Origin of the sequence: Pseudomonas sp. SHLD1, assembly GCF_028640935.1 — a bacterium.
Lineage (GTDB): Bacteria > Pseudomonadota > Gammaproteobacteria > Pseudomonadales > Pseudomonadaceae > Chryseomonas > Chryseomonas aestiva.
On the sequence record NZ_JAQZAD010000013.1, the window covers coordinates 71,514 to 88,192 of the forward strand.

Annotated in this window: 13 protein-coding genes and 1 pseudogene; 9 read left to right on the forward strand and 5 right to left on the reverse strand. The window is 66.0% G+C overall.

The window, feature by feature from the left end; all coding sequences use genetic code 11:
* Nucleotides 1–5: 5 nt before the first annotated feature.
* Nucleotides 6–680 (reverse strand): heavy metal response regulator transcription factor, encoded by a 675-nt coding sequence (locus PVZ77_RS05840; protein WP_273805878.1) that lies wholly within the window; start codon nt 678–680, stop codon nt 6–8.
* A 220-nt stretch (nt 681–900) separates the two neighbouring features.
* Here PVZ77_RS05840 and PVZ77_RS05845 point away from each other — a divergent pair, with 220 nt between their 5' ends.
* The 4 genes from PVZ77_RS05845 to PVZ77_RS05860 all read left to right on the forward strand — a co-directional run bounded on the left by PVZ77_RS05845 (nt 901) and on the right by PVZ77_RS05860 (nt 6,918).
* Nucleotides 901–2,154 (forward strand): TolC family protein, encoded by a 1,254-nt coding sequence (locus tag PVZ77_RS05845; RefSeq protein WP_273805879.1) that lies wholly within the window; start codon nt 901–903, stop codon nt 2,152–2,154.
* Nucleotides 2,155–2,195: 41 nt separating this feature from the next.
* Entirely contained in the window at nt 2,196–3,470 is a 1,275-nt protein-coding gene (locus PVZ77_RS05850) for an efflux RND transporter periplasmic adaptor subunit (RefSeq protein WP_273805880.1), read from the forward strand.
* A gap of 9 nt (nt 3,471–3,479) precedes the next feature.
* The gene (locus PVZ77_RS05855) at nt 3,480–6,617 is read left to right on the forward strand and encodes a CusA/CzcA family heavy metal efflux RND transporter (protein WP_273805881.1); all 3,138 of its coding nucleotides are present in this window, start codon (nt 3,480–3,482) and stop codon (nt 6,615–6,617) included.
* 91 nt (nt 6,618–6,708) lie between these two features.
* A complete protein-coding gene (locus PVZ77_RS05860) occupies nt 6,709–6,918 on the forward strand; it encodes a hypothetical protein (RefSeq protein WP_273805882.1) in 210 nt (69 codons plus the stop codon).
* Nucleotides 6,919–7,474: 556 nt separating this feature from the next.
* On the opposite strand, the gene PVZ77_RS05865 is transcribed toward PVZ77_RS05860, so the two are convergent.
* Complete coding sequence (locus PVZ77_RS05865; protein WP_273805883.1) at nt 7,475–9,100, reverse strand: methyl-accepting chemotaxis protein; 1,626 nt, start codon at nt 9,098–9,100, stop codon at nt 7,475–7,477.
* A 329-nt stretch (nt 9,101–9,429) separates the two neighbouring features.
* On the opposite strand from PVZ77_RS05865, the gene PVZ77_RS05870 reads away from it, so the two are divergent.
* The 3 genes from PVZ77_RS05870 to PVZ77_RS05880 all read left to right on the forward strand — a co-directional run bounded on the left by PVZ77_RS05870 (nt 9,430) and on the right by PVZ77_RS05880 (nt 11,120).
* The gene (locus PVZ77_RS05870) at nt 9,430–9,822 is read left to right on the forward strand and encodes a RidA family protein (protein WP_273805884.1); all 393 of its coding nucleotides are present in this window, start codon (nt 9,430–9,432) and stop codon (nt 9,820–9,822) included.
* Between the two features lie 328 nt (nt 9,823–10,150).
* Nucleotides 10,151–10,633 (forward strand): hypothetical protein, encoded by a 483-nt coding sequence (locus PVZ77_RS05875; protein WP_273805885.1) that lies wholly within the window; start codon nt 10,151–10,153, stop codon nt 10,631–10,633.
* 88 nt (nt 10,634–10,721) lie between these two features.
* Nucleotides 10,722–11,120, forward strand: a complete 399-nt coding sequence (locus PVZ77_RS05880) for a hypothetical protein (protein ID WP_273805886.1) — start codon at nt 10,722–10,724, stop codon at nt 11,118–11,120.
* A 63-nt stretch (nt 11,121–11,183) separates the two neighbouring features.
* Here PVZ77_RS05880 and PVZ77_RS05885 read toward each other — a convergent pair whose 3' ends face one another.
* From PVZ77_RS05885 to PVZ77_RS26005, 3 genes and pseudogenes are all read right to left on the reverse strand, one after another.
* Nucleotides 11,184–13,175: a putative bifunctional diguanylate cyclase/phosphodiesterase gene (locus tag PVZ77_RS05885; protein ID WP_273805887.1), complete on the reverse strand. Its 1,992-nt coding sequence runs from the start codon at nt 13,173–13,175 to the stop codon at nt 11,184–11,186.
* A gap of 185 nt (nt 13,176–13,360) precedes the next feature.
* On the reverse strand, nt 13,361–14,233 hold the full coding sequence (locus PVZ77_RS26000) for a methyl-accepting chemotaxis protein (RefSeq protein WP_443218043.1): 873 nt from the start codon (nt 14,231–14,233) through the stop codon (nt 13,361–13,363).
* Nucleotides 14,219–15,328 (reverse strand): annotated as a pseudogene (locus PVZ77_RS26005) (methyl-accepting chemotaxis protein); the annotation flags it as partial. The gene PVZ77_RS26000 and the pseudogene PVZ77_RS26005, both read right to left, overlap by 15 nt.
* A gap of 399 nt (nt 15,329–15,727) precedes the next feature.
* Here PVZ77_RS26005 and PVZ77_RS05895 point away from each other — a divergent pair.
* Nucleotides 15,728–15,970: a DUF1654 domain-containing protein gene (locus PVZ77_RS05895; RefSeq protein WP_273805889.1), complete on the forward strand. Its 243-nt coding sequence runs from the start codon at nt 15,728–15,730 to the stop codon at nt 15,968–15,970.
* Between the two features lie 53 nt (nt 15,971–16,023).
* Nucleotides 16,024–16,554, forward strand: a complete 531-nt coding sequence (locus PVZ77_RS05900) for a GNAT family N-acetyltransferase (protein ID WP_273805890.1) — start codon at nt 16,024–16,026, stop codon at nt 16,552–16,554.
* The last annotated feature ends 125 nt before the right edge of the window (nt 16,555–16,679 follow it).

Consider the following 16,679-nt stretch of genomic DNA (forward strand, 5'->3'; position numbering starts at 1 on the left):
GGGCCTCATGAGCGACGTTCCATCACATAGCCGACGCCTCGTACGGTATGGATAAGGGCTTCCCCGAAGGGCTCATCGACCTTCATCCGCAAGCGTCGAACGGCGACCTCCACCACGTTGGTGTCGCAGTCGAAATTCATGTCCCAGACGCGCGAGATGATTTCGGTGCGCGAGAGCACTTCCCCCTGGCGCTGCATGAGCAGGTGAAGCAGCGCGAATTCCTTGCTGGTCAGGTCGATGCGCTGGTCACCGCGGAAGGCGCGGTGGCGAAAGGGGTGCAGCTCGAGATCAGCCAGTTGCAGCGTATCGCTGACCACCCGCGTTTCGCCGCGCCTCAGCAGGGCACGGATGCGGGCGAGCAATTCCGGAAACTCGAATGGCTTGGTCAGGTAGTCGTCAGCGCCGGCGTCCAGTCCGCGCACACGTTCGCTGGTGCGGCTCTGGCCGGTGAGCAGCATCACCCGGGTCTGCTTGCGTCGGCGCAGCAGCTCCAGGACTTCCAGGCCGTCCATCGTCGGCAGATTGATGTCCAGCAGGATCAGGTCGTAGTCCTGCTGCAGGGCCAGATGCAAGCCATCGATCCCGGTCGCGGCCCGGTCGACCACATAGCCATTCTCCCTGAGGCCCTGCTGCAGGTAATCCGCGGCCCGGGCTTCGTCTTCCACTATCAGTAGGCGCATCGTCTGTATCGGCCGTGTCGAGGAGGTGGCGCAGGCTGAAGCCTGAAGTCGCTAGAAGGTCAAGCGGCCAAGCCTGCCGGTATACCCGCACCGCGGCAACTTCCTTGCAGCTTTGTAATGTTGGCGTCACCGGAGCGATAGGTGGCGCTCCCTAGAGTCGGCTCCGCTACCGAGCGACGTTCCCTTCGAGCGTCGCGCCTTCCGCACAGGAGCCGCTGTCGTGCCGTTACTTCCTCTCTGTCGACATCCTGGGCCCGCGCGCCTGACGGGACTGGTCCTGGGGCTAGGTCTGCTGCTCGCCGGCGGTCCGGTCCAGGCCTCGCCGCTCACCCTGGAGGGGGCGCTGGCCCAGGCCCTCCGCGACAATCCCGACTATCTGGCCGCCCGCCAGGAGACCGCCGTGGCCGCAGGCGCACGGCAACAGGCGGGCCTCATACCCAATCCCGAGCTCGCCTTCGAGGTGGAGGACACGCGGTCTGCCAGCCAGACCCGCAGCCTCACGCTCACCCAGCCCTTTGAACTGGGCGGCAAGCGTGCTGCGCGGGTGGCGGTGGCCGCGGCCAACGCCGGTGTGGTCGACGCGGACCTCGAGGCGCGGCGCTATGCCCTGCGGGCGGACATCATCCAGGGGTTCTACGAGTTGCTCCTGGCCGAAGAAGGGGTACGGCTCGCCGAGCAATCGCAGGCGCTGGCCCAGCGCAGCCTGGACAGCTCAGGGGCGCAGATTCGAGCGGGCAAGCTTTCGCCGGTATCGGGTACCCGCGCGGAGGTGGAGCAGGTCACCCAGCGGCTGGAGCTAAGGCGCGCCCTGCAGCAACGCGACAACGCACGTGAGGTTCTCGCCCGCCACCTGGGCGTCTCCGTCGCCCGGCTCGGTGAGCCGGTCGGTGACCTGGATCGTCTGCCGGCACCTCCCGGCGAAGCCCGGCTGCTGCAGGCCATCCGCCAGACACCGGCGGTGCTCAAGGCCCGGCGGCAGGTAGTCGCCGGGGACGCTGACGTCGATCTGCAGCGCAGCCAGCGCTATCCGGACGTGCGGGTGAGCCTTGGCAGCCAGTACGACGAACTCGAGGGGGAGCGGGTCAATCTGGTGGGTTTCTCGCTCCCGCTGCCGCTGTTCGATCGCAACCAGGGCAACCTGCTCGCCGCCTCCAGTCGCGCCGATCAGGCCCGCGATCTCCAGCGAGCGACCGAACTGCAAGTTCAGGCCGACACCCTTCAGGCGCTGCGCGACTGGCGTAGCGCAGCAGCGGACGTCGACGACTTGCGCAACCGGGTGCTGCCAGCGGGTCAGCGCACGGTCGATGACCTCACGCGCGGCTTCTCGCTGGGTCGTTTTGCCCAGCTGGACGTGCTCGAAGCCCAGCGCGCGCTCGTTGCGGCCCGGGGGCAGTACCTGCTCTCCCAGCGGGCGCAGATCGCGGCCTGGGCCCGCCTCGAACGCCTCCATGGCCCGCTCTTCACTTCCCCATGACGCCACAGATCCCGGGATCAGACCGGGTGCGGAGTTCTTGCATGACCATGACTTCATTCAGGCCGAGACTGCTGCGGCCGCTGCTGATCGCAGTGATTGGCAGTGGGCTGCCTTTCAGTACGCTCCAGGCGGGGGCCGGTCACGACCATCCCGAGCCCGCCGCCGCCCCCGCGAAGGCGGCAGAGGCCAAGACCGGAGCGGTCCAGCCCCGTGGGGATCTGGCCCCCGGAAAAGACGGCCATGAGGCGCAGGAGGGTGCCCATGGCGAGGGTGAGGAGACGCATGCCGAAGGGGCGATCGAGCTGAGCGCCGAGCAGATTCGCGCGGCCGGCATCGAGACCCAGGTAGTCACGCCGGTGAGCGTCGGCGCCTCCTTGAGTCTGCCCGGCGAGATTCGCTTCGATGAGGATCGTACCGCGCACGTCGTGTCGCGAACGCCCGGCATCGTCGAGGAGGTGAAGGCCAATCTCGGGGACCGGGTGCGCAAGGGGCAGGTGCTGGCAGTCATTGCCAGCGAGCAGCTTTCCGAGGTGCGCAGCGAGTTGGCGACCGCACAGCAGCGTCTGCAACTGGCGCGCACCCTGTATGCCCGCGAGCAGAGCCTGTGGCAGGAGCGGATCAGTGCCGAGCAGGATTTGCTGCAGGCGCGGCAGACCCTGCAGGAGGCCGAGATCGCGGTCCGCAACGCCCGCCAGAAAACCCAGGCGTTGGGTGGCGCGGCTTCCGCTCAGGGCGGTAGCCGCTACGAGTTGCGCGCACCCTTCGACGGCGTGGTGGTGGAAAAGCACCTGGTCCTCGGCGAGCGGGTGGACCCAAGCAGCAACCTGTTCACGCTCACCGACCTGTCCCGCGTCTGGGCGACCTTTGCCGTTCCTGCGCGCGACCTCGGTCGAGTGACCGTGGGCCGAACGGTGGAGGTAGTCGCAGGAGAGCTGGACAGCCGCACCGAGGGCACCGTGGCGCACGTCGGCAATCTGTTGGGCGAGCAGACCCGGGCGGCGACCGCGCGCGTCACCCTGGCCAATCCGGCCGGCGCCTGGCGCCCCGGTCTGTTCGTCACGGTGCGGCTCGATGACGGGCGAGGGGCCAGGGTGCTTGGCGTGCCCAGTGGCGCCGTGCATGTCGTCGAGGATCGCCCCGTGGTGTTCGTCCGGACGGCAGACGGGTTTCAGGCGACCCCCGTGGTCATCGGGGTGCGGGACGGTGAGCGCGTCGAGATTCGTCAGGGCCTGAGCGCCGGCCAGCGGGTGGCCGAGCACGGCAGCTTCATTCTCAAGTCGGAGCTGGGCAAGGGCTCGGCCGAGCACTCCCACTAAGGGCGCATCATGTTCGAACGTATTCTTCGCTTCGCCATCGAGCAGCGCTGGCTGGTGCTGCTTGCCACGCTCGGTATCGCGGCACTGGGGATCTACAGCTATCGGCACCTGCCCATCGACGCCGTGCCGGACATCACCAACGTCCAGGTGCAGATCAACGCCGAGGTACCGGGCGCCTCGCCGCTGGAGGTCGAGCAGCGGGTCACCTATCCCCTGGAAACGGCGATGGCCGGCCTGCCCGGGCTGGAGCGGACCCGTTCCTTGTCGCGCTCGGGCTTTGCCCAGATCAGCGTCATTTTCGCCGACGGGACGGATCTGTTCTTCGCTCGCCAGCAGGTGAGCGAGCGCCTGCAGGGCGCGCGCGAGGCCCTGCCGGAGGGCGTGGAGGTCAACCTGGGTCCGCTGTCCACGGGGCTTGGGGAAATCTTCCTCTGGACGGTGAAGGCCGCGCCGCAGGCGCGCCGGGCCGATGGCGCAGCCTATACCCTCACCGATCTGCGCGAGATCCAGGACTGGATCGTCAAACCCCAGTTGCGCACCGTACCCGGGGTGGCGGAAGTCAACACCATTGGCGGTTACGCCAAGGAGTATCAGGTCGCGCCCGATCCCAGGCGCCTGGCCGGCTATCGCATCACCCTGGAGCAATTGGCGGTGGCGCTCGAGCGAAACAACGCCAACGTCGGCGCCGGTTTCATCGAGCGCGCCGGGGAGCAGCTGGTGATTCGGGTACCGGGGCAGCTCGCTTCCGTCGAGGACATCGCCACCATCGTGCTCGCCACGGTGGACGGTACCCCGGTGCGGATCCGGGATGTGGCCACGGTCGGGGTAGGACAGGAGTCGCGTTCCGGGGCGGCCACCGAAAATGGCGAGGAGGCGGTACTCGGCACCGTCTTCATGCGGGTAGGCGAGAACAGCCGCGAGGTGGCCCTGGCAGTGGCCGGGCGCCTGGCGCAGATCAATCGCAACCTGCCGGAAGGGGTGCAGGCGGTCGCCGTGTACGACCGCACCACGCTGGTGGACAAGGCGATCGCGACGGTACGCAAGAATCTCGTGGAAGGCGCGCTGCTGGTCATCGCCGTGCTCTTCGTCTTCCTCGGCAATCTGCGCGCGGCGCTGATCACGGCGCTGGTGATTCCGCTCTCGATGCTCTTCACCTTCAGCGGCATGGCCGCGAATCGGGTCAGCGCCAACCTGATGAGCCTGGGTGCGCTCGACTTCGGCATCATCGTCGATGGCGCCGTGGTGATCGTGGAGAACGCCATCCGCCGGCTGGCTCATGCCCAGGGCCGGCACGGTCGGGTGCTCGATCGCCGGGAGCGCTTCCAGGAGGTGTTCGCCGCCGCCCGCGAGGCGCGGAGACCCCTGATCTTCGGGCAGCTGATCATCATGGTGGTCTATCTGCCGGTGTTCGCCCTGACGGGGGTGGAAGGCAAGATGTTCCATCCCATGGCCTTCACCGTGGTGATCGCCTTGGTGGGCGCCATGCTGCTGTCCATCACCTTCGTCCCGGCGGCCGTGGCGCTGTTCGTCACGGGGCGCGTGCAGGAAAAGGACAATCGGCTGATGGGCGCGGCGCGGCGCGGCTATGCCGTCGCGCTGGATGCAGCCATGCGGCGGCGGCCACTGGTCTTCGCCGGCGCAGGCCTGAGCGTGGTGCTGACGGTGCTGCTGGCGCTGCGCCTGGGCAGTGAGTTCGTACCCAGCCTGAGCGAGGGCGACTTCGCGCTGCAGGCGCTCAGGGTGCCCGGTACCGGCCTGGGGCAATCGGTGGACATGCAGCAACGCCTGGAGCGCTCCATCCTGGATCAGGTTCCCGAGGTGGAGCGGGTATTCGCGCGCACCGGCACCGCCGAGATCGCCGCGGATCCGATGCCGCCGAACATCTCCGACAGCTACGTGATGCTCAAGCCGCAGGCGCAATGGCCCGATCCAGGCAAGTCCCGCGAGCAGCTGATGGCCGAACTGGAGGCGGCGGCCGCGCGCGTGCCCGGTAGCAACTACGAGCTGTCGCAACCGATCCAGCTGAGGTTCAACGAGCTGATTTCCGGGGTGCGCAGCGATGTGGCGGTCAAGGTCTTCGGCGACGACATGGCGGTGCTGAACAAGACCGCCGCGGACATCGCCAGGGTACTGCAGAAGGTCGCTGGCGCCGCCGAGGTGAAGGTGGAGCAGACCGGTGGGCTACCACTGCTGAGTGTGCAGATCGACCGTGAGCGGGCTGCGCGCTACGGTCTCAACGTCGGTGACATTCAGGATGTGGTTGCCACGGCGCTCGGCGGCCGCAAGGCCGGCACGCTCTTCGAGGGCGACCGCCGCTTCGATCTCATGATCCGCCTTCCGGAGGCCCTGCGCAGCGATCCGGCGGTGCTGGCACGCCTGCCCATTCCATTGCCGGCGGTGGAAGGCCGCGTCGAGTTCATCCCCCTGGCCGATGTGGCGCGCCTGGAAACGGTGCTGGGTCCGAATCAGGTCAGCCGTGAAGACGGCAAGCGCCTGGTGATCGTCAGTGCCAATGTGCGCGATCGGGATATCGGTAGCTTCGTGGCGGATGCCACCGTTGCCATCACCGACCAGGTGCGGATTCCGGCAGGCTACTGGACCAGCTGGGGTGGCCAGTTCGAGCAGCTGCAGGCCGCCGCCGCGCGACTGCAACTCGTGGTTCCGGTAGCGCTGCTGCTGGTGTTGGTGCTGCTGTTCATGATGTTCGGCAATCTGCGCGACGGCCTCGTGGTCTTTACCGGCATTCCCTTTGCCTTGACGGGCGGGGTATTGGCGTTGTGGTTGCGGGACATTCCCTTATCGATCTCGGCCGGCGTGGGCTTCATCGCCCTGTCGGGCGTTGCGGTGTTGAATGGCCTGGTGATGGTCTCCTTCATCCGTGGCCTGCTGGAGGAGGGCAGGCCGCTGGATATCGCCGTGCGTGAGGGCGCGCTGGTCCGCCTGCGGCCGGTGCTGATGACCGCGCTGGTGGCCTCGCTGGGCTTCATTCCGATGGCCCTGGCCACCGGCACCGGCGCAGAGGTGCAACGGCCGCTAGCGACCGTGGTGATCGGCGGCATCCTGTCCTCGACCGCCCTGACGCTGCTGGTCCTGCCCGCGCTCTACCACAGCGTCCTGCGCCGTCGCGAACAGCCCGGGGAAGGATGACAGTATTGTAATGCGCGGCTCATCCTGGCGTTAGCCGCGCCCCTCTAGAGTGACCCTCATACCCACGCCGCACCCTAGAAGGAGAAACACCATGACGTTCCTTAAGACTGCCCTGTTTGCCGCCGTCCTCGCTGTGGCCAACGTCAGCTATGCCGCCGACGGCAGCGAGCGCTCGATCTCGCACAACGACGATTTTCGTGATAGCCAGGCGGCGCTCCAGCAGCACCGGGAGATGCATGAAACGCTGGCCCAGGAAGGGCGGAGGGCAGACAAGGCCTCCAAGATCGAGGCTACCAACTGACAAACCGGTAGCCATGGGTGATCGGAAGGTCACCTATGGCTGCTATCCAAGGGACGCCACCCCACCAGGCTACCAGGCGGCAGGCGAAAGAAACTCCGCCGCACGGGCAGTTCCAATTCATCCGCGTGGCAGCTGCGTGGCTAGCGCCATCTGACCAGGGCACCTGCCTGGTTCATCGCATCAGACCCTGATTGCGGACCGCCTCCCACCTTGCGCTGAGCCAGTGCGGTCTTTCAGGTCATCGGCTGCGATGACCTGCGAGCAGTCGGCCCGGCCGAAGAGCAATACCCGTACTCCCTGCTACTGGACCGATCCGCCAAGACCGGCGCGCGGTCTGCCTCCCCGCGAAGAGGACATCGCGCCTGGCCGGGGTGTTTCGAGTACGGGAGTGTTTGACCCGCGCCCGCTGGAAGGGGTAGCTCGGTGAGGCCAGCAGCCCGTCGAGTATCACCCGGATCGGGTGGTGCTCGACCTGGCTCGACCCAACGGTCAGCCTGCTGGCCGGTTGCCGACAAGCCCTGGGGGAGGGGGCAAGCACCTAGAGGGTCGGGGACGTCTACACGCGGAATCGGCGAATCTGCCCGTTCAGCTGCACCGCCAGTTCAGACAGCTGCTGGCTGGCGACGCGGGTCTGTTGCGCGCCGGCGGCCGTCTGGACCGACAGGTCGCGGATCCGCACCAGGTTACGGTCGACCTCGCGAGCCACCTGAGCCTGTTCCTCCGCGGCACTGGCGATCACCAGATTGCGCTCGTCAATACCTGACACCGACTGGGCGATGGTTTCCAGGGCGCCGCTGGCGGCCTGCGCCTGTTCGCGGGTCTGGCGCGCCTGGTCGGCACTGGTCAGCAAGGCATTCACGGTCTGCCCGGTGCCGTGCTGGATACTGCCGATCATCTTCTCGATTTCGCGCGTACTGTCTCCGGTTCGCTGGGCCAGCCCCCGTACCTCGTCCGCCACGACCGCGAAGCCGCGACCGGCATCGCCGGCGCGAGCGGCCTCGATGGCCGCATTGAGCGCCAGCAGGTTGGTCTGCTCGGCTACCGAGCGGATGACGTCGAGGACCTGGCTGATGTTGCGGGTCTGTTCGGCCAGCTCACGCGCGCGATCGCTGGCGCTCATCACATTGTCGGTCAGGGTCTCGATCGCTACCAGCGTGTTGCCCAGCTGCTGCTGGCCGTGACGCGCGCTGGCCGCGGCCTGGCGCGAATCGGTAGAGGTGGAGGTGGCATTGCCGGCCACTTCCTCGACCGCCTGGCTCATCTCGGTCACCGCGGTGGCCGCCATCTCGATTTCGCTGTTCTGCTGCTGCAGGCCGGTAGCGCTCTCCTGCATGACGGCGGTCATTTCCTCGGCGGCGGAGGCCAGTTGGGTGGCGGACTGGCCCAGATGGCCCAGGGTGTCACGCAGATTGGTCTGCATCTGCCGCATGGCCTGCAGCAGTTGGGCGGCCTCGTCGTGACCACGGGCATCCAGGGTCTGGGTCAGGTCGCCACCGGCAATGACCCTGGCCGCGGCTACCGCGGTGGCTATGGGGTGGGTCAGGCTGACCGTCATGCGCCAGGCGAGCAGGAGGGTCAGTCCCAGCGCGAGGCCGATGGACAGCCAGGTGATCGTCTTGGAGTGGCTATAGGTGACACCCGCGTCCTCGGTGGCGGCCTTGACGTCCTCCTGGTTCACCTTGCGCAGGACCTCGGTGCTCTCGTTCATCCTGGCGCCCAGCTGGGCCATGCCCGACTGCACCAGGGTCCGGCCTTCTTCCACCTTGCCAGCGGCGACCAGATCGGCCAGCTGGTTGACGTTGTCCAGGTAGTCCCGATGGACCTGGCGCAGGCTTTCGAAGGCCTGGCGTTCACGATCGGAGCTGACCATTTTTTCATAGCGGCCGAAGGCGTCCGCAACCTCGCCACTGATGCTGTCGATCTTCTTGCGCGTGTTGGCGACGGTCGAGGCGTCAGGAATGGCTAGCAGGCGCAGCACCTCGATGCGGGTGCGGGCCAGTTGCAGGGCCAGGTTATCGGCTTCCACGATGCCCGGGATGCTGTTCGTTTCGATCACCAAACTCTGATCCCGGATTTGCGACATCTGGGTGATGCCAAAGATACCCAGCCCGGCTACCAGCAAGGCGAGTAGACCGAAGCACAGCAGGCTGCGGGTGGCGATGTTGAACGCGCGAAGGGTCATACCCATGTACCGGTTGGGAAGTGTGAGAAACATAGCGGCAATGGTCGCGGTAACTTGAGGAAAAGCTGTCTAGCATGGGGTTTTCAGCCGGATTTTGACGCTGAGGATGTGGGTCTGGGCGGTTGGTATGTGCCCCCGCCGGAAGCGACGGTCGTGTGCGGGACAAGTGTCCCGATCGTATTCGCCCGTCCTGGAGCGGTCGTCACCCCGGATGATCGAAGTAGGGCCCACGAGGTCGGGCGTCCGAGGCAGCCCCGGAAAAGCGCGACTAGGCCGCGGCGCGCTTCTGTTGTTAGCTTGGGGTCTTCCTGGGCCATGGGCGCGAAGACATGACGGATCGCCAGTTGATCATCCCCGACAGCATGAGACTGCTGGTCGAACGTGCGGGTTATGTACCGGCAGTGAAGGTTGGCAAGACGCTCTATTGCGCAGGGCAGGTGGGCCGTACGCCGGAGCTGGAGGTTATCCAGGATCCCGAGCAGCAATTCCGGGCGGCCTGGGACAATCTTCGCACTGTGTTGGCAGCGGGTGGCTGTACGTTCGAGGACGTCGTGGAGTTGACGACTTTCCACGTCGACCTGCATAGGCACATGCCGGTCTTCAGGCGTGTGAAGGATGCGGTCTTTCCCAGAGAGATGTGCGCCTGGACCTGCATTGGCGTCGCCGAACTGGCCCGTGCCGGACTCCTCGCGGAAATCAAGTGCATCGCCGTGCAGCGATAGACCCTGCCGCCTGTTCGGCCTGATGGCTCTGCCTGTGCAGGGCCTCGCTCAGCTCGGTGACTTGGGCTGAGCGAGTCGGAGCACTTGGCTGCTCAGCCAGGTGTTCGGGGTTGTGGCTGCCGTGAAGGCGCAGCGGGCGCTTCGCCAGAGCGTTCTTTCCTGTCTCCAGCGTGGTATCACCGGCAGAATGTCGGCTGCGCCTCGTCCGGGTTGCGGAAACAGCTGAAGGGCTGCAGCGCTCAGGATCGGATAGTCAGGTGAGCGGTCCTTCATTCGCCTCCGCGAACCCTGGAGGCGATCGTTCCAACTCCATTCAGGAAGCACTGTGATGAATAAAGATGGCAGCGAAACCTCGGCGGGCTACCTCTTGCTGGGCTACGTCGATGCCCGCCTGTTGGCGCTGTACCGGGCCGGGGTAGTGCCCAGGCTCGAACTCGCGCGCACCCTGGCTGCGCTGACCGCCACGGGGCAGGCCGACGAAGCCGTGGTCCCGCTGTACATCCAGCAGGACGCTGCGCACGACGTTCTGCCCAGCACGGGCCCCTGCGAGTTTGCTGAGAAGGCTGGAGCGAGTGAACCGCCGTCTATCCCCTCGCTGGACAGCCTGGCCTGCCCTGTCGCGGAGGGTCGCGCCGCGGATGCCGGATGGCATTCCTCCAGTGCGCTTGAACGACACCTGGAGCTGCCGGACGAGGACGTGGAGGACTACTCCCTGGAAGAGCGGCTCGAAGCCACCCGCCTGGCATTGGCGGAGCTCGAAGCGGGAGAGGAGGTCAGCGTTCCGCTGCTGAGGCAGGTCCCAGTGAAATAGTGGCAATTAGCCACATATGGGGCTAAGGTTAATAGCCTTAACCTCAGACTGTGTCATCCTAAGCCCCTTTTCCGCCGTTTCTTGCACTATGACCGCCTCACGACGACCTCCTCGCGGTGCAGGCCGCACGGCCAAGCCCGATTCCCTCCGCGCTGCTCATGAGCAGATCACCCGCAACAGCGGGACCCTCGCCGATATCGCCGATCTGATCGAGATGGAAGGCAAGGCCAGGCCCGGGCGTCAGCCGTCGGCGCAGCCCACCCGCGCCCGCTCCGAAGCCGGCAACCCGGCAGAGACGTCCAAGACGAAAGTCGCCGGGGAGAACAGCGGCGGCCATTTCCTGGTGCAGCCCGTGTTCGGGATACCGCTGGTGGCGCTGCTGGTCTGTGCCCTGATCCTGGGCGCTGCGGTGGGGGTACCGCTAGGTGTGGTCACCTATGGAAGCGCGCTCTGCACGGCGGTGCTGGATAGCCTGGCGATCTTCTAAACGGGCCGGTAGCCGCTTTGCAGGCTGCCGTCATGAGGCCAGCAGTCGGCTAGCGGCCATGCTTCAGGCTTCCAGGGACGCCATCAGCTGGAATTCCTGACCGCTCGGAGCCGCCGCGGGTCTGCCCAGCAGATACCCCTGGGCGAGCCGGACACCCAGCTGCTGCAGCTGCGCCAGTTGTTCCGGGGTTTCCACGCCTTCGCAGAGCACCTCGAGTTTCATGGCCTTGCCCAGCAGCAACAGGGAGTTCAGGACCTGGCCACGTTGTTCCTCGTCCTCGATCGCCAGGATCCGGCGATCGAGCTTGATCAGCTGGAAGGGCAGTTCGAGGATGGGGCCGAGGCCGGCGAAGCCGCTGCCGAAGTCGTCCAGGGCCATGCGGATACCCAGCAGCTGGAGCAGGGCGAAGGACTGGCGGGTCTTGGTGTCTATGACCAGTTCCACCCCTTCGGTGACCTCCAGGACCAGGCGATTGGGCGCCAGGCGCGAGAGCCTGAGGGCCGCGGATACCCGCTCATGGAGGATGGGATCGGCGAATTGCAGCGGTGACAGGTTGATGGAGATGCTCAGGTGCGGAGGCCACTGACTGGCCGCGAGACAGGCCTCCTTCACCACCCACTCGCCCAGGGCGATGATGAAGTTGCCCTGTTCCGCCAGCGGGATGAAAACCTCCGGCGAGACCATGCCCAGGGTCGGATGCTGCCAGCGCAGCAGCGCTTCGTAGCCCGTCACCTGCCTGGGCTCGACGCGATAGATGGGTTGGTAGTGCAGCAGAAATTCGTTGCCCGCGAGTCCCTTGCGGACATCCTCCGGGGTGAGCAGCGCGGCATGGTCGAGCGGGGCGCCCAGGATGGCATCGACGCCCCCTTCGAACACCCGATCACGGCCATCGCGCTTGGCGCGATAGAGCGCGCGGTCGGCACAGTCCAGCAGGTCGTCGGCGCTGCTCAGGCCGGCCAGGCCGCTGCGGGCGATACCGATGCTGACGGTGACCTGGGTCTTGTCGTCCTGACGCCCCTGGTGCGGGATCTGCAGGTCACGAACGCGTTCCAGGATGGCTTCCGCCACGTCCAGCGCCTCGGCCGGGCCGATCCGGTCCAGCAGGACGACGAACTCCTCGCCACCATAGCGACCGATCCTGTCACCCGGGCCCAGCCCGACCGCCAGGGCCTTGGCCACGGAGCGCAGGCAGTCATCTCCGGCGAGGTGGCCGTAGTAGTCGTTGTAGCGCTTGAAGTGATCCACGTCGATCAGCAGCACGGCGCCTTGCTCGCCGGCCAGGCGCCGTTGCCAGAAGTCTTCGAGGAGCGGGCGGAGCTGACGACGATTGGCAAGCCCGGTGAGGGAATCGGTTTCCGAAAGGATCTGCAGATCCTGATTGGCCGAATTGAGTGACGCCAGGCGGACCTCTTCGCGCAGCTTGTAGAGATAGGAGCGGCGCCCTTCGACGTTGAGCCAGTAACTGGCCAATAGCGAAAAGAACGCCATCACGATGGCGTTGGTCATCATCAGCCCGCCCACGATCGGTGACACCGGCGCTTCATGGACGGCAAGGGCGATCACCGACAGGGCGAAGCCGTTGAACAGCAGGGCCGGCAGCAGCGGACTCTTCATGCAGGTGTTGACGAAGGCCAGCATCAGCGGCCAGGTGAAGATGAACAGTGTCTGATTCATCTCCCTGCCCGACGGGCCATTGATCACCAGGTTGTAGACCACCACCAGGCCGACATAGAACGGCAGCGAGGCCAGGGTTTCGCGCCAACGTGTCGGCACCACCTGCAGCAGCACCACGACCAGCAGCGCGAAGGGGGTGGCGATCCCCAGCATCTGAGCGGCCGCCCAGGGCAGGGCGTCTTGCAGCAGGAGCCACCACCAGATCAGAAAGCTGTCGTAGCTCAGGGTGCCGATCAGCAGGCAGCGAGTGAGGTGACGCGTGCGCTGCTGGTGGATATCCAGCTGAAACAGGCGCTCCAGCACCGAGACGAAGGCAAAGGGCCCGACCGGCACAGCAAGCGTCTGATCGACAAGCCGACCCAGCTCTGGTGAGGTTTTCATGTGTGACCTGGACTGACAGAAGAGATATCAATGTGCGATAAGTGACATTGATAATATCAATATGATGGCACCTAGTGACCGGCCGCTGGCTCAGGGATTCAGCCGAAATGACCGGCGGTTGAGTTGGAGAACCTGACGGTGCGAGCCCCTCCCGCAGGCCGCTGCGGCAGGGGCTCGGGCTGTGCTCAGACCTGGAAGCGGCGGGTCATTTCCTGCAGGCGGACACCGATGCGCGCCAGCTCCGTGCTCGAGGAGGCGGTCTCTTCGCTGGCGGCGGCGGTCTGCTCGGAGATGTCGCGGACATTGGTCACGCTGCGACTGATCTCTTCACCCGCGGTGCCCTGCTGCTCCGCGGCGCAGGCGATCTGCTCGTTCATCGACTCGATGTCCTTGACCGAACGGGTGATGCGCTTGAGCAGCTCGCCCGCCTCGCGCGACAGGCCGACGCTGCTGTCGGTCAACTGCACGTTATGGTCGAGCACCGCCGCCATGCGGTCGGTGCTCTGGTGCAGACCGGTGATGAGCTGGGCGATCTCGTCGGTCGAGGAGCGGGTGCGCTGGGCCAGGCCGCGGACCTCGTCGGCGACCACGGCGAAGCCGCGTCCCGCCTCGCCGGCGCGGGCGGCTTCGATGGCCGCATTGAGCGCCAGCAGATTGGTTTGCTCGGAAACGGCCTTGATCACATCGAGCACGCCACCGATGCTGTCGGCATGATCGCGCAGGGCCGCCATGGCGATCTTGGTCGACGCCATTTCGCCGGCCAGCAGTTCGATCTGGGCGATGGCCTTGTTGACGGCCTGGTCTCCCTGCTGGGCCTGCTGACTGGCCTCCAGCGCCGAGCGCGCGGCGGCCCCGGCGTTGCGCGCCACTTCGTGGGTGGTCGCCGTCATTTCCTGCATCGCGGTGGCGATCTGATCGGTCTCGACCTTCTGGGATTGCACCCCGGCACTGGTCTGCTCGGTCACCGCCGACAGCTGCTCGGCGGCACTGGCGACCTGGACGACACCGTCCTTCACTTCGCCGATGAGCCCGCGGAGGTTGGTGGTCATCTGCTGCATGCTGATCTGCAGCGCGCCCAGTTCATCCTGGCGGGTCACCTCCAGCTGACGGGTGAAGTCGCCGTTGGCGACCGTCTGCGCCAGGAGCACGGTGTCCTTCAGCGGGCGGACGATGGAGCGGGTGATCAGCCAGGCGCCCAGGAGGCCCATCGCGATCGCGATGGCCAGCCATACCAGCAACAGCTGGCGTGCACCGCTCACATCCGTCAGCTGGAATTCCTTCTGGATCGCGGTCAGCCTGTCGGCGACCGACAGCAGCGTGGTGATGGTGGTGGTGATGCCGGCCTGGCCCTGGTCCACCTGGGCCTGGGTGGTGATCAGCTGTTGCAGGCGCTGCTGGTAGCCGACGAGTTCGTTGCCAAGCGGCTGCAACGCCTCGGTCGGCAGGCTACTGGTCGTAGCGAGTTGTTTGACCTGTGCCTGGATACCGTCCAGGGCGCCATGGGCAACGGCCTCGTTGTCCTTGGTGGGCGTGGCGGCATAGCTGCGCAGGGCAATGCGCATCCGCTGCAGGTCGATGAAGAGGGCCGCTACCTGCTGACGGTCTTCGACTCGCCCTTCCTGGGCATTGGCCGCCGTGGCCAGGGCCAGCAGATAGGTGTTGGCCGCTTCCGCCGTGGCGGTCGCCGCCTGCTGGACGGCCGCACGCTCCCGCGTGGCGGTTACCACCTGGGTGTAGAACTCCCGATAGCGCTTGAGTGTGACCTGGGCTTCGCTCAGCAAGGCCTCGTTGGCCTTCGAGTTGAAGTTGGGGATGATGCTCTGCAACTGGGCTTCGAGCCTGTCGAGCGCGGCCAGCCACTTGGCCGCCTGGGCCTCGTCGGCCTTGACGATGTAGACGAGTCGCTCGATGCGCATATCGCGCGCCAGGGTGCTGAATCCGGAGATGTCGCCGATTCTTTCGCTCCGATCGCGCAGGGCGTCGGTAGCCTGCCATCCGGTGTAGGCCACCAGCAGGATCATGCCGATGAGCAGGGAGAAGCCGAGTGCCAGCTTGGCCCGGACGCTGATGTTGCTGAGGAAATTCCAGCCATTGTGCTGCATGTGGACTACCTGGAGAGGAGGGCCGGGTGGAAGCACCTCAGCCGGATTCATGGTGATTTGTTATCGCGATATCTTTAGCCTCGTGGACGGGCTCCGAATACCTGACCCTACGGAGCCGCCGTCCTTCGCTGCGCGCCGATAACGGGCGGTAGCCCGGCGGGAGGCGGAGCGCTCATCGAGAGCCCCCTGAGCGTTGTGGATGGGTCTGACCCTCGCTGTGGAAAAGTGATCCACGTCACATCTTTTTCAGAGATGGCTGGTGGCTATTCCTGGATGGACGGCGCGTCGCCATCATGGGGACCCTGGGTTTCCCTGCGGGCTGACGCAGGGCGAAAAGGGTCCTCCGACGTGGACGTCCAGGGGCCACTGGCGGATCGAGGAGCCTGGCGACTTGTCAATCACCTCGGTCGAGAACTACTGTATAAAAGAACAGTTATGGAGCCCGCGCCCATGGCCCAGAGCCAGCCATCTCAGCTGACCTCCTATGATCGCCTGACGATGCGGGTGTCGCGGCTGGTGAACAACGCGCGCGGGGTCATCGACAAGCACGTGCATGTGGAGCGCCTGGAAGCGAGCAGCGAGGACTGGGAATCGTTGCTTGAAGCCTTTGGCGAGACCGAAGGCCTGATCGTGGCCCATCGTGATGACGGCAGCATCGACCTGTTCTGGAAGGTCAGCTACGACGATTTCTGAGCGGTCATGACACAGCGCTGGCTTGGTAAGCGGCTTGTCGCTGGAAGAGGAGGTTGGCCATGAATATCCAGCGCCTGGGGCCTGCCTGGGCCCCCGTCTACCGGCAACTGATGCTGGACGCCTATGCCCGACATCCAAAAGCCTTCACCTCCAGCCCCGAGGAGCGGGCGGCGCTGCCGCTCGACTGGTGGGAACGTCGACTGCAGGAGGATGATCAGGCGCGAGAGCAGGTCTGGGGCGCAACCCGGGGAGCGGATCTGCTGGGCGTTGTCGGCCTTGGCCTCGAGACGCGGGAAAAGGTCCGGCACAAGGCGACCCTGTTCGGAATGTACGTCCCCGATCGCCACCGGCGTCTGGGAATCGCCAAGGGCCTGCTGGACGAACTCCTGACCCATGCGCAGGGGCTGCCCAGGCTCAGGGTCGTTCAGCTCACGGTGACCGAGGGCAATGATGCCGCTCTGGCGCTGTACCGGCAGGCGGGGTTCAACCTCTTCGGCAGCGAGCCGCTGGCGATCGCGGTAGGGGATAGCTTGCTCACCAAGCTGCACCTCTGGTGCGATCTGGACAGGTTGCGCCGCGGCTAGCGCGTCCCTGTCATCCACCACAGGTGATCCTTTTCCTGCTGGAGCCGCGGGTCCACGGTCCCGAGCGTCATCAGATGTCGTGAAACTGCCTCCAAGTCGCCGCCACACCGTCACAACACCGCTCT

What these genes read in the sequence shown, in the direction of transcription:
- PVZ77_RS05840 (WP_273805878.1), bottom strand. Translation starts at nt 680, where the DNA reads ATGCGCCTACTGATAGTGGAAGACGAAGCCCGGGCCGCGGATTACCTG.
- PVZ77_RS05850 (WP_273805880.1), top strand. Translation starts at nt 2,196, where the DNA reads ATGACCATGACTTCATTCAGGCCGAGACTGCTGCGGCCGCTGCTGATC.
- PVZ77_RS05855 (WP_273805881.1), top strand. Translation starts at nt 3,480, where the DNA reads ATGTTCGAACGTATTCTTCGCTTCGCCATCGAGCAGCGCTGGCTGGTG.
- PVZ77_RS05860 (WP_273805882.1), top strand. Translation starts at nt 6,709, where the DNA reads ATGACGTTCCTTAAGACTGCCCTGTTTGCCGCCGTCCTCGCTGTGGCC.
- PVZ77_RS05865 (WP_273805883.1), bottom strand. Translation starts at nt 9,100, where the DNA reads ATGACCCTTCGCGCGTTCAACATCGCCACCCGCAGCCTGCTGTGCTTC.
- PVZ77_RS05870 (WP_273805884.1), top strand. Translation starts at nt 9,430, where the DNA reads ATGACGGATCGCCAGTTGATCATCCCCGACAGCATGAGACTGCTGGTC.
- PVZ77_RS05875 (WP_273805885.1), top strand. Translation starts at nt 10,151, where the DNA reads ATGAATAAAGATGGCAGCGAAACCTCGGCGGGCTACCTCTTGCTGGGC.
- PVZ77_RS05880 (WP_273805886.1), top strand. Translation starts at nt 10,722, where the DNA reads ATGACCGCCTCACGACGACCTCCTCGCGGTGCAGGCCGCACGGCCAAG.
- PVZ77_RS05885 (WP_273805887.1), bottom strand. Translation starts at nt 13,175, where the DNA reads ATGAAAACCTCACCAGAGCTGGGTCGGCTTGTCGATCAGACGCTTGCT.
- PVZ77_RS26000 (WP_443218043.1), bottom strand. Translation starts at nt 14,233, where the DNA reads ATGCAGCAGATGACCACCAACCTCCGCGGGCTCATCGGCGAAGTGAAG.
- PVZ77_RS05895 (WP_273805889.1), top strand. Translation starts at nt 15,728, where the DNA reads ATGGCCCAGAGCCAGCCATCTCAGCTGACCTCCTATGATCGCCTGACG.